Annotated in this window: 13 protein-coding genes; 8 read left to right on the top strand and 5 right to left on the bottom strand. The window is 71.1% G+C overall.

From position 1 onward, the window contains the following. From ABII15_RS34800 to ABII15_RS34790, 3 genes are all read right to left on the bottom strand, one after another. Entirely contained in the window at positions 1–2,148 is a 2,148-nt protein-coding gene (locus tag ABII15_RS34800) for an EAL domain-containing protein (RefSeq protein WP_353946259.1), read from the bottom strand. Further along, the gene (locus tag ABII15_RS34795) at positions 2,145–2,969 is read right to left on the bottom strand and encodes an SAM-dependent methyltransferase (RefSeq protein ID WP_353946258.1); all 825 of its coding nucleotides are present in this window, start codon (positions 2,967–2,969) and stop codon (positions 2,145–2,147) included. The genes ABII15_RS34800 and ABII15_RS34795 overlap by 4 nt, the downstream gene beginning before the upstream one ends. Positions 2,970–3,296: 327 nt before the next feature. Continuing rightward, positions 3,297–4,253 (bottom strand): SCO0930 family lipoprotein, encoded by a 957-nt coding sequence (locus tag ABII15_RS34790; protein WP_353947297.1) that lies wholly within the window; start codon positions 4,251–4,253, stop codon positions 3,297–3,299. Positions 4,254–4,474: 221 nt separating this feature from the next. Between ABII15_RS34790 and ABII15_RS34785 the strand changes: the two genes are divergently transcribed. The 3 genes from ABII15_RS34785 (at position 4,475) to ABII15_RS34775 (ending at position 6,525) form a co-directional block, all read left to right on the top strand. Then, a complete protein-coding gene (locus ABII15_RS34785; RefSeq protein WP_353946257.1) occupies positions 4,475–5,065 on the top strand; it encodes a hypothetical protein in 591 nt (196 codons plus the stop codon). A 19-nt stretch (positions 5,066–5,084) separates the two neighbouring features. Beyond that, positions 5,085–5,846, top strand: coding sequence for a hypothetical protein (locus tag ABII15_RS34780; RefSeq protein WP_353946256.1), 762 nt, complete (start codon positions 5,085–5,087; stop codon positions 5,844–5,846). Positions 5,847–6,015: 169 nt separating this feature from the next. Continuing rightward, positions 6,016–6,525 (top strand): hypothetical protein, encoded by a 510-nt coding sequence (locus tag ABII15_RS34775; protein WP_353946255.1) that lies wholly within the window; start codon positions 6,016–6,018, stop codon positions 6,523–6,525. A 118-nt stretch (positions 6,526–6,643) separates the two neighbouring features. Here ABII15_RS34775 and ABII15_RS34770 read toward each other — a convergent pair whose 3' ends face one another. Next, positions 6,644–7,135, bottom strand: a complete 492-nt coding sequence (locus ABII15_RS34770) for a hypothetical protein (RefSeq protein WP_353946254.1) — start codon at positions 7,133–7,135, stop codon at positions 6,644–6,646. 346 nt (positions 7,136–7,481) lie between these two features. On the opposite strand from ABII15_RS34770, the gene ABII15_RS34765 reads away from it, so the two are divergent. Further along, positions 7,482–8,141, top strand: a complete 660-nt coding sequence (locus ABII15_RS34765) for a class F sortase (RefSeq protein WP_353946253.1) — start codon at positions 7,482–7,484, stop codon at positions 8,139–8,141. A gap of 37 nt (positions 8,142–8,178) precedes the next feature. Here the strand turns inward: ABII15_RS34765 and ABII15_RS34760 are convergent, their stop codons facing one another. Beyond that, positions 8,179–9,027 (bottom strand): polysaccharide deacetylase family protein, encoded by an 849-nt coding sequence (locus ABII15_RS34760; protein ID WP_353946252.1) that lies wholly within the window; start codon positions 9,025–9,027, stop codon positions 8,179–8,181. Positions 9,028–9,158: 131 nt separating this feature from the next. Between ABII15_RS34760 and ABII15_RS34755 the strand changes: the two genes are divergently transcribed. The 4 genes from ABII15_RS34755 (at position 9,159) to ABII15_RS34740 (ending at position 12,445) form a co-directional block, all read left to right on the top strand. Then, complete coding sequence (locus ABII15_RS34755; RefSeq protein WP_353946251.1) at positions 9,159–9,620, top strand: universal stress protein; 462 nt, start codon at positions 9,159–9,161, stop codon at positions 9,618–9,620. A gap of 97 nt (positions 9,621–9,717) precedes the next feature. Next, the gene (locus tag ABII15_RS34750; RefSeq protein ID WP_353946250.1) at positions 9,718–11,154 is read left to right on the top strand and encodes an amino acid permease; all 1,437 of its coding nucleotides are present in this window, start codon (positions 9,718–9,720) and stop codon (positions 11,152–11,154) included. A 104-nt stretch (positions 11,155–11,258) separates the two neighbouring features. Beyond that, positions 11,259–11,795 (top strand): sigma-70 family RNA polymerase sigma factor, encoded by a 537-nt coding sequence (locus ABII15_RS34745; RefSeq protein WP_353946249.1) that lies wholly within the window; start codon positions 11,259–11,261, stop codon positions 11,793–11,795. 146 nt (positions 11,796–11,941) lie between these two features. Next, on the top strand, positions 11,942–12,445 hold the full coding sequence (locus ABII15_RS34740) for a hypothetical protein (protein WP_353946248.1): 504 nt from the start codon (positions 11,942–11,944) through the stop codon (positions 12,443–12,445). Positions 12,446–12,455 lie beyond the last annotated feature (10 nt).

Here is a 12,455-nt window from a genome sequence, read left to right as displayed (position 1 = left end):
TCACCCCGTGGCGTCGGCGAGCGCCAGCTCGTGCAGGCGGTCCGGCGGGCCCGGACGGGCGTAGTACCAGCCCTGGGCCGTGTCGCAGCCCAGCTCCCTCAGCTGCTCGGCCTGGGCGCCGGTCTCCACGCCCTCGACCGTGACCGCGAGGTCCAGGCTGTGGGCGAGCGAGACGATGCCCTCCACTATCTTCAGGTCGACGGGGTCCGCGGGGAACTGCTGCATCCCCTGGGTGAAGGAACGGTCCAGCTTGAGCACGTTGACCGGCAGCCGGCGCAGGTTCGCGAGGTTCGAGTAACCGGTGCCGAAGTCGTCCAGCGCTATGTCGACGCCCATCTCGGAGAGCCGGCGCAGGGGCTTGAGCAGGTCGTCGTCGGCGCCGATCAGCGCCGACTCGGTGACTTCGAGGCAGAGCGCGCCGGGTTCGAGGCCGGAGCGTTCCAGGATGTCGACCGTGTCGGAGACGAGCCCGGGGTGCGTGAGCTGCTTCGGCGACAGGTTGACGTTGATGCGCAGCGGACCCGCGTCCTCGTGCCGGTCCTGCCAGACGCAGGCCTGGCGGACCGATTCCTCGAGGACCCAGCGGCCGAGCGGCACGATGAGCCCGGTGTGCTCGGCGAGCGGGATGAAGCGGTCGGGGCCGAGGACGCCGTGCTGCGGGTGCAGCCAGCGGACCAGGGCCTCGGCGCCGCGGACGCTGCCGTCGCCGAGGTGGACCAGGGGCTGGTACTCGATGAAGAACTCGCCGCGATCGAGGGCGGCGGGCAGCGCCGTCGTCAGACCGTGCCGGGTGATGGCGCGGGCGTCGGCCTCCGGGTCGGCCAGCTCGTAGCGGTTGCCGCCGGCGGACTTGGCCCGGTACATCGTGATGTCGGCGCTGCGCAGCACCTCGGCGGGGCTGCGGTCGGCGGCCGGGCCCTCGACGACGCCGATCGAGCCGCGCACCGTGAGTTCGCGGCCGTCTATGCGGATGGGGGTGGCCAGCGCGTTCATGATGCGGCCCGCGAGCTCGTCGACCTCGCTCTGGGTGTCGGAGCCGGTGGTCAGCGCCACGAACTCGTCGCCGCCGAGCCGGGCCACCATCTCGCCGCGCGCGGTGGCACAAGCCTGGAGCCGATCGGCGACCTCGACGAGGAGCCGGTCGCCGACCGCGTGGCCGAGGCTGTCGTTGATGGTCTTGAAACCGTCGAGGTCGAGGTAGCACAGGCCGAAGCGACGGCCCTCGCCCGCGCCGAGCACCTTCTCCAGGCGTTCGAAGAACAGGGTGCGGTTGGGCAGGCCGGTCAGCGCGTCGTGCGTGGCCTCGTAGCGCAGCCGCAGGTTCAGCAGCCGGCGCTCGGTCGTGTCCTCCATCAGCGCGAGTTGGTACTGCGGCTCGCCGTCCTTGTCGCGCAGCAGCGACATCGTCAGGTTGGTCCACAGGGCGGTGCCGTCGGGGCGGTAGAACGCCTTCTCCACCCGGTAGTGCTCGCGGTCGCCGCGCACCAGCTCCTGGTAGAGGTGCCAGACCTGCGGGGCGTCGTCGGGGTGGGTCCAGTCGCGGAGGTTGCGGCCGCGCAGCGTGCCCTCGCTGCCGCCGAACATCCGCACCAGCGCGTCGTTCACCTCGAGGACCGTGCCGTCGAGCGAGGCGATGGCGATGCCGATCGCGGCGCCGTGGAACACCGCGCGGAACCGGGCCTCGCTCGCGTGCAGGGCCTCGGCGACGGCGCTGCGCGCGTTCAGCGCGGCCCGCGAGATGGCCTCCTGCTCGGCGAGGGTGCGCTCGCGCAGCGCGGCGGCGAATCCGGCGGCGACGGCGTGCTGGATGCGGGCGCACCGGGCCCGCAGATCGTCCTCGCGCTCGGGGGTGTCCGCCTCCTCGCCGCAGTACAGGACGAGATAGGAGTCGACCACGCCGAGGGTGCGGCTGAGCGCCTCGGGGTCGGTGCAGTGCGCGTCGACGAGCGCGGCTCCGACGGCCTGCCCGTGCGCCGCGTTCAGCGTCCGCGCCGCCAGTGCCGCCCGCAGCTCGCGCGCCAGCGGGACGAGTTCCTCCTCGAACTCGGGCCTGGTCAGGGACGTCGCCGTCACCGGGAAGATGGCCCGGCTCCAGATCGTGGCGAACCTGCGCAGTCTGTCTTCCGGTCCGCCCGGCTCTTCGCTCACGCCTTGCGCCCCACTCCCACATAGCCCGCGAATGTGTACGGATCCGCGTCCGTGATGTCCTGCGGCGCGTTCTCCGGCCGCCATTCCGGTATCGGGACGATGCCGGGCTCGACCATCTCGTACCCCTTGAAGAACCGTGCGATCTCCTCACGGTCCCGCATGATCAGCGGATTGCGGACATCGTCGCGGTAGACGTCGACCGCGCCGCCGGCCTCTTCCGTCGGTATGGGCATTCCCTCGAAGGAGGCGTGCGTCACGATCAACAGGCTGCCGGGCGCGAGCGCCTCACTGAGTTCGGCCACCGCGCCGTACGGGTCGTCGGCGTCCTCGATGAAGTGCAGTACGGCGATCAGGAGCAGCGCGACCGGCCGCTTCAGGTCGAGGAGTTCGCGGATCTCGGCGCTGTGCAGGATCTCGCGCGGACCGCGCAGATCGGCCGCGAGGACGGCGGTGTCGGGGTTGCCGTCCAGGACGGCTCTGCTGTGCGCGACGGCGACCGGGTCGTGGTCGACGTAGACGACCCGGGCGCCCGGCCGGGCCCGCTGGGCCACCTCGTGCACATTGCCGAAGGTGGGGATGCCCGAGCCGATGTCGAGGAACTGGCTGACGCCCTGGTCCGCGGCGTAGCGCACCGCCCGCCGCATGAACGCCCGGTTCGCCTGCATGATCTTGGGCAGGCCCGGCAGGAACTCCATGGCCTTGCGGGCGGCTTCCCGGTCGACCTCGAAGTTGTGCGAACCGCCCAGGTAGTAGTCGTAGATCCGGGACACACTGGGCACCGTGATGTCGATGCCCTGCGGGGCCCAGGCAGGACGCTCCATCAAACTCTCCAAGGCGTAGGCGATCCGGTGTTCGAGGCGAGGCTACTGATCAACCGACAAAGGAGCGAGCCAAAACGGAAATTGACCGTCCGTTCTCGGTCACCACCTGCGGCCCGTGCCAATTGGCGGCACTGCGAAACCACCCCGAAACCGTCTCTTTCCCAACCGAAAAGAACCGGTCCGTTCCCCCCGCATGACCATCACTTGGCCGCGTGGGAACGGACCGGCGATTCGCCAAATCCTTGACGACTCTACTGTGAGCCGCGCGCCGGACGCACCGGCCCCTCCTGGGTTGTTACTCGATTCACTGCCCGTGTCTGCGGAGCGTCACTTGGGCGCGCCCACCGGCTTTCCCGCCGGGGAGGCCGCGTACCACGTACCGCCGACGCCCTGGCCGTTGGTGTCCCCCGGCTTCTTGTCGCCGGAGAAGGTGTAGACCGGCCAGCAGTTCAGTGTCTGCTGTTTGCCGCCGTCGGGCCTGGTGAAGGCCATGAATCCCTTCAGCGGAATGCTCTTGGTGTCGTTCTTGGCGACCGGTTCGACGGCGGGCCACTTCGTCGCGCACGCGCCCACGCAGTTGGACTTGATGGGCCACGCGGAGTCCTTGAGGAAGCGGTAGACCGTCATGCCGTTCTTGTCGACGACGATCTCGCCCAGCTTCGGGTCCTTGCGGGTGGACAGGCCCTTCGGGTCCGCGGGGGCGGCGGCCGCGGCCGGGCTCGCCTTCTTGCCGTTGGGCGCGGCCGCGAACCACACGCCGCCGACTCCCTGGCCCTTGGCGTCGCCGGGGCTGGTGTCCATGGCGTACCGGTAGACGGGCCACCCGGCGACGGTGAGCTGTTTCGTGCCGTCCGCCGCGGCCACCGAGCCGAGCAGGGCGGAGTCGACCCCGGTGGGGGCCTCGGCGCCGCTCGCGGGCACCGCCGGCCAGGTCTTCAGGCAGGCCGCGTCACAGGTGGACTTGGGCGGCTTCGCGGTGTCCTTGTCGAAGCGGTAGAGCGTCATCCCCTTGCTGTCGGTGAGCACCTTGCCGAGCTTCTTGCTGTCCCACGCGGCGAGTTGACCGGCCGGCTCGGCCTTGGCGGCGGGGCTCGCGGAGCTGTCGCCCGACGAGCCGTAGGCGTCGGAGCCGCTGGATCCGTAACCGCCTTGCGCCTTGGACGCGTTGCCCACGTTCTGCCCGGTCGTGTTCTGGGCGCCCGTGTCCTGACCGCACGCCGTCGTCAGCGCCAGCAAGGCCGCACCTGTCGCTGCGAGCGAGGCGCTCCGCCAGGAGGTCTTCATCATCAACTCCCGCTGATTGCTTGGGTGTTGTGCGATCCCGGTCGGGTTCGCACATGGCCCTAGTTACGCGCGGCGGTGCCCGGTGCGTTCAACGCGGCCCAAGATTTCTCCCGGACACCCTCGTGGGGCGCGCAAACCAGAAGTGCTCCCACGCCCCTCCTTCGGGGCAATCCGAGCCGATCACGGCGTGCCGGAGCGCGCCGGTGCCCATGCTCTCCGTCGTGCATCGAACCCAGCGGGCCGGACGCCGTTCCTCCGGCCTGGTCCCACGCGTCCTCGCGGCGCTGCTCACGGCCTGGCTGTGCGGCGTGCCCGCCGCGGCGGCGTCGGCCCTCGCCCCGTCCGACAGCTGCGCGTACGCGTCCGTCGACGGCGGGCCGACGGGCGGCGCCGTGGCAGTCTCCGGCGACGGCGGCTTCTGCAGTGCGGGCCCCAGCACGCCCCCGCCCAAGACGCCCACGCCCAAGCCGACACCGCCGAAGCCACCACCCCCGCCACCACCGCCCCCGCCGCCACCACCGCCCCGGCCGACCCCGACACCGGAACCGCCGCGCGCGGCCCCTGCGCCGCCTCCGGCCCCCACACCGACGCCCACCCCGACCCCCACTCCGACGCCGACACCCACTCCCACGCCCACCAAGAGCCCCACGCCGAAGCCGACACCGAAGGCGACCCCGAAGCCCGTGCACTACCCGGCCTATCGCCCCGCGGTCCACCGCGCGCCGCCCCGGAGCGGTCCGTCCCTGGTCACGCTCACCCTGCTCATCACCGCGCCCGCGGTGCTCGCGGTCGCCGCGCTGCGCCCCCGCTGATCTTCTCGTGAGGTAAACGATGTCGGAATGGCTTGTTCTCGCCCTCGCCATGGTCGCCGCGTGCGCGATCGTGCTCGCCGTCCAGGTCCTGCAACAGCGCAGAATCGGCGACGACGACGATCCCTCCGAGACCCCGGACGTGATCGAGTACATGACGATGATGATCGGCGTGGTCTACGCGATCGTCCTGGGTCTGGCCATCGCGGGCGTCTGGGAGGCCCGCAGCGCCGCCCAGGACCACGTCCGCAACGAGGCGCAGGCCCTGCACGAGATCCACGAGCGCGTCCGGGTCTACCCGCCCGCCGTCCGGGACCGGATCCGCGCGGATGTCGACACATATGTCAGCCATGTCGTGACCACCGAGTGGCACACCATGCGCACCAAGGGCGAGCTGACCGACAAGGGCACCCAGCTGCTCGACAAGGTCAGGCACGACGTCACCGACTACGTGCCGAAGAACGACTTCGAGGCCCAGGCCTATCAGCCGCTGCTCGACCAGGTGACCGCCGCCGACGACGCCCGTAACGCCCGCGCCGACTCCACGGGCGCCACCATGCCGGGCGTGGTCTGGTTCGGCCTCATCACCGGCGCCCTGGTCACCATCGGCATGATCTTCGCCCTGCAGATCCGCCGCACACCCCGCGAGCTGATCCTCGCCGGGCTGTTCTCCGCGCTGATCGCCTTCCTGCTCTTCCTCATCTGGGACTTCGACGCGCCCTACAGCCGCGGGGTGGCGGCGACGGCCCAGCCGTTCCTGATGCTGTTCCCCGGCGCCGGGTGACGCCGACGGGCCGTCGTGTCCCCTGTCCGGCCCACACGCATGCCCCGTTCGTACGACACCGATCGCGCCCATAAGGGGGTGTCCCTAGCGTTTCGGGCATCGAGGTGCTTGTCCCAAGCCAGCGGAACCGGTCCGCAGCTGCCCCTCGTGGACCCGGAGGAACTCCATCATGATCGCGATACGCACCGCTTCGGCAGCCGCGCTCGGCCTGACCGCCCTCCTGCTCTCCGCACCCTCGGCGACGGCAGGCGACAACAACTCGTTCCAGGTCAGCGTCGCGCCCACGACCATCGCGGCGGGCGGTCAGGTCACGCTCTACGCGAGCGGGTGCAGCGACATCACCACGGTCTCGGCGGGCATCTTCGACACGGTCACGATCGACAGCGGCAGCGGGCAGAAGACCGCGACCGTCGACTGGGACGCCAAGCAGGCCGCCCTGTACACGGTGAAGTTCGAGTGCAAGGGCGGGCCGTCGCGCAGCGTCGACCTGACCATCGCGTCGGGCAGACAGGAGACACCGATGCCGCCGCCCGTGCCGCACGGCGTGAAGGCGGGCGTCGGCGGCAGCTTCGCCGGGTTCGATCTGCACGAGATCGGTCTCGGCGCGGCGCTCATCGCGGGCGCGCTGGGCGGCGCGTACTACTTCTCGCGCCGGCGCGCCGGCGAGGGCGACGCCTGACGGACCCCGAGAGGGCCGGTGTCCCGAAGACCGCTCGGTCTTCGGGACACCGGCCCTCTCCCGTGCACGGGCCCCGCGAAGGGGGTCGGGGCCCGCCGTCCTGGGGGTGTCCCGCGTCCTACGCCCTGCCCTCGGCCCGGCGGCGCATCCAGAACACGCCGCCGCCGATCAGCGCCGAGGCGACGAGGGCGCCGCCGATCGCCATGTCGGTCGGGGTCGCGCCGGTCCGGGTCGAGCCGCCGAGACCGCCGCGCACCCCGCCGTGGATGACGGTGAAGGCCGCGGGTCTCATCAGCGGGGCGCCCTGGCAGCTGACGCTCACGTCGTGCGCGCCGACCGTGGCGTCGTGCTTGATGGTCGCCGTCCCGCTGGCCTGGCTGCCGCCGGGGACCTGGCTGAGGTTGATGGTGCCGAAGGCGTCCGACGACGCCGTGCTGTTCGACTGGCACTTGGTCCCGTCGACCGACACGGTCACCTCGCCGCCGCGCGGCACGACGCTGGGCGAGACGGAGAGGTTGGTCGGGTCCTCCCAGGCCGACGCGGCGGGAGCGGCGAGTCCGACGGCGAGGACCGCGGCGGCGGACACCGCCAGGGCACGGGTGGTACGCATGGAAATCCTCCGCGGAAGGCGCCCGGGGAACGGCCCCCGGGAATTTCGGCGAGAACGCCTCCCAGACGAACCCTCAGATGCCCTGCGCAGAGCCGCATTTCGGGAATCGGCCGTCCTGGTGAGACGACACACCGTGAGAATTCCGTAAAGACGGTTATCACCGCAGGTCACGGACCGTCAGAAATTTCCTGGAAGCACCGACCCGGATGGCTCACCGGGCCTCTGAGCTGCGATGTCGGGGCCACCCGTTCGCCTTTGCCCCGTCGCTGGGCGCGCGCCGCCGACTTAGCGTGCTGATACGCGCAACGGATGCGGTCTCGCCGCCGTTTCCAGAGGGGATGAGCGAATGTCCGACGCAATCCTTGAAGAGGAGGAGCAGCCGAGAAAGCGCGCCCCATGGGGCGTGATGGCGCTGGTCCTGCTCACCGGTCTCGCCCTGATCCGCAATGGGTCGGGGGAATTCGACATCGGTCCGCCGCAGCCCGCCTCGGCCGCCGCCGCGGACAGCCGTACCCCGGCCTGGGCCACCTCCAAGGCGCCCGATCCGCTGCCGTTCTCCGCGGTGGACCGGGTGCGCATCCCGGCGATCCAGGTGGACGCGCCGGTGATGCCGGTCGGTCTCGACGCGGAGGGCTGGGTGGACGCGCCGCCGCCGCAGGACCCGAACCTGGCGGGCTGGTTCTCGGGCGCGGTGTCCCCCGGCGAGAAGGGCACGGCCGTCGTCGTCGGGCACGTCGACAACATGCAGGGCCCGGCGGTCTTCTACGGTCTGGGATCCCTGAAGAAGGGAAACCACGTCGAGGTGAAGCGGAAGGACGGGAAGACGGCCGTGTTCAAGATCTACGGCATCGAGGTCTTCGAGAAGTCCGCCTTCCCCGGCAAGAAGGTCTACGGCTCGACCGGCGCTCCGGAGCTGCGGGTCATCACCTGTGGCGGCGGTTTCTCCAAGCAGCACGGCTACGACGGGAACGTCGTGGTCTTCGCCCGCCTGGTGTCCGTGCGCTGAGCGCACGGCCCCGGCGGGCGCCCGGCCGCGGTCCGGGTCAGACGGAGCGGCGCGGCGGCACGGTGAGGCGGTAGCCGTCGTCGAGCAGCGCGGGCAGGTACTCGCGCAGCGCGGCGACGCTCTGCGACCGGTTGCCGCCGGCGTCGTGGTTGAGGACGACGACACCGGGGGCCGCGCCGGACAGCACCCGGGACACGATGGTGCCGGTGCCGGGCGTGTTCCAGTCCAGGGTGTCGACGGTCCAGGCGAGGGGTTCCATGCCGAGCTCGGCGCCGAGCCGGAAGGCGGCCCGGTTCCAGGCGCCGTAGGGGGCGCGGAACCAGGCGGGCGGCTCGCCGACGGCGTCCTCGACGACCTCGCAGGTCCGCTCGATCTCGGGCCGCATCCCCGAGCGCGTCATCCGGGTCAGCAGCGGGTGCGTCCAGGTGTGGTTGCCGACGATGTGCCCGTCGTCGGCCATCTCGCGCAGGAGGTCCTTGTTGTCCACGGCCATCTCGCCGCAGACGAAGAACATCGCGCGGACATCGTGCTTGCGCAGGGTGCGCAGGATGTCGGGGGTGTAGCGGGGGTCCGGCCCGTCGTCGAAGGTGAGCACCATGGCGCGCTCGCCGCGTCCGAAGTCCCAGTCGAGAATGGGCCGGTGACGGGGTCTCAGCGGGGTGCGGGCCGCGCGCTGCGGGCCGTATCCGGTGATCGGTCTGAGCCGGTACGCGGACGGTTTCAGGGGCCGGGCCGCGGGCGGGCCGGCGGCGGGCGGCGCGCTCGGGCTCGCCGCCGGGGCACCGGCGGGGTCGGCGGCGGCGCAGCCGGTGAGCGCGGCCAGTCCCACGGCGGTGAACCCGCGCAGCAACGTCCGGCGTCCGGGCGGAATCTGATGGTTGGTCATGTCTCATCCGTCGCACGGTGCCGGGGTCACCGCGCACACCACCACCGGATGAGACGTGCGAAAGCACCCGTCCGGCCCCCCGAGCCCGCCCCGCCGCCGCTCCCACCAGCGCTTTCCGTTAGCCTCTGGCCGTGACCGAACAGCACCCCCATCAGTTCGAGCGCGGCACGGACGGCCCGAAGGTGATCGTCGTCGGTGTCGACGGCTCCGACTCGTCGTTCCGGGCCGCGGCCTACGCCGGCGGCCTGGCCCGGCGGCAGCACGCCCTGCTCGCCGTGGTGTACGTGCAGCCCGTCCTGGCCGCCGGGGCCGCCCTCGGGGTGTCCGTGGCGGAGACGACCGACGAGATCGCGGAGAGTCTCGTCTCGGAGATCCGGGAGGCCTCCGAGCGGGTCAAGGACATATACGACGTCCGCTGGGAGTTCCACACCTTCCGCGGCGACCCCTTCAACGGTCTGGTGACGGCGGCGGACGAGCTCACGGCGGACGCCGTGGTCGTCGGCGCGTCGGAGCAGGCCGGGCACCGCATCGTCGGTTCGGTCGCCGTGCGGCTGGTGAAGGCGGGCCGCTGGCCGGTCACCGTCGTGCCGTAGGCCACGCACGGCGGCGCGCGCCTTCTTCCGTCGCCGTCGTCCTGGGTGCATCATGATCGGCCATCAGCCGACGTCGCGTATGCGAAGAGGTGCGCTCATGACAGCTCCACCGAAACTGCGGATGGGACAGGGCGTACTGCGCCGCAAGCCCATCGACCAGATCGACGACTCGGCGGCCGGCGGCGGGGACGGGCCCGGCCTGACCCGGTCGCTGGGTCTGTGGCAGCTCACCGCGATCGGTGTCGGCGGCATCATCGGGGCCGGCATCTTCACCCTCGCGGGCACGGTGGCCAACGGCACGGCCGGTCCCGCGGTGCTGATCTCGTTCCTGATCGCGGGTGTGGCGAGCGCGGCGGCCGCGCTGTCCTACGCGGAGTTCGCCGGGCTCATCCCGAAGGCCGGCTCGGCCTACACGTACGGGTACGCGGTCCTCGGCGAACTGGTGGGCTGGTTCATCGGCTGGGACCTGCTCCTGGAGTACACGGCGATCGTCGCGGTCGTGGCGATCGGGATCTCCGGCTACTTCAGCTTCCTGCTCGGCGAGATGGGCCTGGACCTGCCGAAGTGGATGCTGGGAGCCCCGGGGACCGGCAGCGGGCACAAGGTGGACCTGTTCGCGGCGGCCCTGTGCCTGCTGATCGCGTACCTGCTGACCCTCGGCATCAAGAACGCGGCCCGCTTCGAGACGGTCGTCGTGGTGCTCAAGGTGCTCGTGGTGCTGCTGGTGATCGGCGTGGGCTTCTTCCACATCAACACGGGCAACTACACGCCGTTCTTCCCGTTCGGTGTCAGCGGGGCGTTCACGGGCGCCGCGACCGTGTTCTTCGCGGTCTTCGGCTACGACGCCATGTCGACGGCGGCGGAGGAGTCCAAGGACGCGCAGCGGCACATGCCGAAGGCGATCCTGTACTCGCTGGCGATCTCGATGGTGCTGTACGTGCTCGCGTGCCTGGTGCTCACCGGGATGCAGAACTACAAGGACATCGACCCGGAGAGCGGGTTCTCGACGGCGTTCAAGGCGGTCGGGCTGAGCGGCCTCGCGGACGTGATCGCGGTGGGCGCGATCATCGGCATTCTGACTGTCATGTTCACGTTCATGTTGGGCGTCACCCGTGTCTGGTTCAGCATGTCCCGGGACGGGCTGCTGCCGAAGTGGTTCGCGAAGACACACCCCACGCGGCACGTGCCGACGCGCGTGACGTGGATCGTCGGGTTCGCGTCGGCGGCGATCGCCGGGTTCCTGCCGATCGGCGAGGCGGCCGAGCTGACCAACATCGGGATCCTGCTGGCGTTCGTCGTGGTGTGCGTCGCGGTGATCGTGCTGCGCTACCGGCAGCCCGAACTGCCGCGCACCTTCCGGACGCCGGGGATGCCCGTGGTGCCCGCGGTCGGGGTGGTCTTCTCCATCTGGCTGATCACGTTCCTCCAGTGGCAGACCTGGGTGCGGTTCGCCGTGTGGTTCGTGATCGGGCTCGTCATCTATTTCGGGTACTCGTACAAGCGCTCGGCGCTCAACCGCGTACCGGAGGAGTAGGGCCCGCCCCGTTCGCCGCACCGTTCGTCGACCGCTTCGACCGCTCGCCGCAGATGCGCGCGCCGCCCCTGGGCGGGTGCACGGGCGTGCGCTGCCATACGCGCATGACGACGGCGCTCACCACACCCACCACCACGCAGGACGACCTCGCCCGGGTTCAGCGCGAGCACGGCGGGCCGCTGTTCTCGTTCCTGCTGCGGCTGTGCGACGGGGACCGGCAGCGCGCGGAGGACCTGGTCCAGGAGACGTACGTACGGGCCTGGCAGCATCCCGAGGCGCTCGACGCGAAGTACGGGTCGGTGCGGCCCTGGCTGTTCACGGTCGGCCGCAGGCTCGCCATCGACGCCCGGCGGGCCCGGCTCGCCCGCCCGGCGGAGGTCGGTGACGCGGTGCTGGAGAACGCCCGGGTCTGCGCCGACCACGCCGACCGGTCCACCGCCGCGCTCGACGTGCGCGACGCGGTGGCGACGCTCAGCCCCGACCACCGGGCGGTACTCATGGAGGTCTACTTCAAGGGCGCCAGCGTGGCGGAGGCCGCACGAGCGCTCGGCATCCCCGCAGGTACCGTCAAGTCCCGTGCGTATTACGCGTTGCGGGCGTTGCGGAGGGTCCTTCCGGGTTATGCACCTGACCTGCGTTGAAACCGGACCGTAAGTCAAGCATCAGTAAAGCGCCTTGCTCGGGGGGCTGTTTCCTCGGTTGAGTAATCCGCTGTCCTCCCCGGTGAGTTGGACGGGTGGGACCCGGGGGCCGGCGAAGCGCACGGACCGGAGGAAGGCAGGAAGGGATGTTGCACGGAAACGAGGGCGGCGCGTCGGGTGCCGCCAAGGGGGAACTCACCGTTCCCATGGCCTGGTTGTACGCCGAGTACATCGCGGACGAGCTGCTGCGGACCGGCGATCTGATGCCGCCCACGTCCTTCGAGTTCCGGGCGGGCCGCGATGCGCTCGCCCTGACGATCTTCCTGTCCGACGCGGGTGACGAGCTGTCCGGGATCCGCGTGGTGTCGCAGCTGGAGACCTGGTCGTCGCTGACGGCGTACGACCAGCCGTGGCAGGCCTGGGTGCGGGCGAGGTTCGGGGAGCGCGAGGCGCGGGCGCGCCGGACGGGGCACCGGTCGCCGGATCTGCGGCTCGCCGCTGCGGCGTGGAGATGGCTGGAGGAGACCGAGCTGCTCGCGCCCGACCTGGACGCCGTGCCGGTGCCCGAGGAGGAGGACGGGCCGCAGGTGTGGACGCCCGCGTGGCAACTCGGTCTGCCGCTGGGGCATTTGGCGATCCATCTGTTCTGACGCGCCGCGG

Origin of the sequence: Streptomyces sp. HUAS MG91, assembly GCF_040529335.1 — a bacterium.
GTDB lineage: Bacteria > Actinomycetota > Actinomycetes > Streptomycetales > Streptomycetaceae > Streptomyces > Streptomyces tabacisoli.
Note: the sequence above shows the minus strand (reverse complement) of the source record. Positions and strands in the feature narration are given on the sequence as shown.

Excerpts from the sequence above, each read along its gene's own strand:
- ABII15_RS34795 (WP_353946258.1), bottom strand. The coding sequence starts at position 2,969 with ATGGAGCGTCCTGCCTGGGCCCCGCAGGGCATCGACATCACGGTGCCC.
- ABII15_RS34790 (WP_353947297.1), bottom strand. The coding sequence starts at position 4,253 with ATGAAGACCTCCTGGCGGAGCGCCTCGCTCGCAGCGACAGGTGCGGCC.
- ABII15_RS34780 (WP_353946256.1), top strand. The coding sequence starts at position 5,085 with ATGTCGGAATGGCTTGTTCTCGCCCTCGCCATGGTCGCCGCGTGCGCG.
- ABII15_RS34775 (WP_353946255.1), top strand. The coding sequence starts at position 6,016 with ATGATCGCGATACGCACCGCTTCGGCAGCCGCGCTCGGCCTGACCGCC.
- ABII15_RS34770 (WP_353946254.1), bottom strand. The coding sequence starts at position 7,135 with ATGCGTACCACCCGTGCCCTGGCGGTGTCCGCCGCCGCGGTCCTCGCC.
- ABII15_RS34765 (WP_353946253.1), top strand. The coding sequence starts at position 7,482 with ATGTCCGACGCAATCCTTGAAGAGGAGGAGCAGCCGAGAAAGCGCGCC.
- ABII15_RS34760 (WP_353946252.1), bottom strand. The coding sequence starts at position 9,027 with ATGACCAACCATCAGATTCCGCCCGGACGCCGGACGTTGCTGCGCGGG.
- ABII15_RS34750 (WP_353946250.1), top strand. The coding sequence starts at position 9,718 with ATGACAGCTCCACCGAAACTGCGGATGGGACAGGGCGTACTGCGCCGC.
- ABII15_RS34745 (WP_353946249.1), top strand. The coding sequence starts at position 11,259 with ATGACGACGGCGCTCACCACACCCACCACCACGCAGGACGACCTCGCC.
- ABII15_RS34740 (WP_353946248.1), top strand. The coding sequence starts at position 11,942 with ATGTTGCACGGAAACGAGGGCGGCGCGTCGGGTGCCGCCAAGGGGGAA.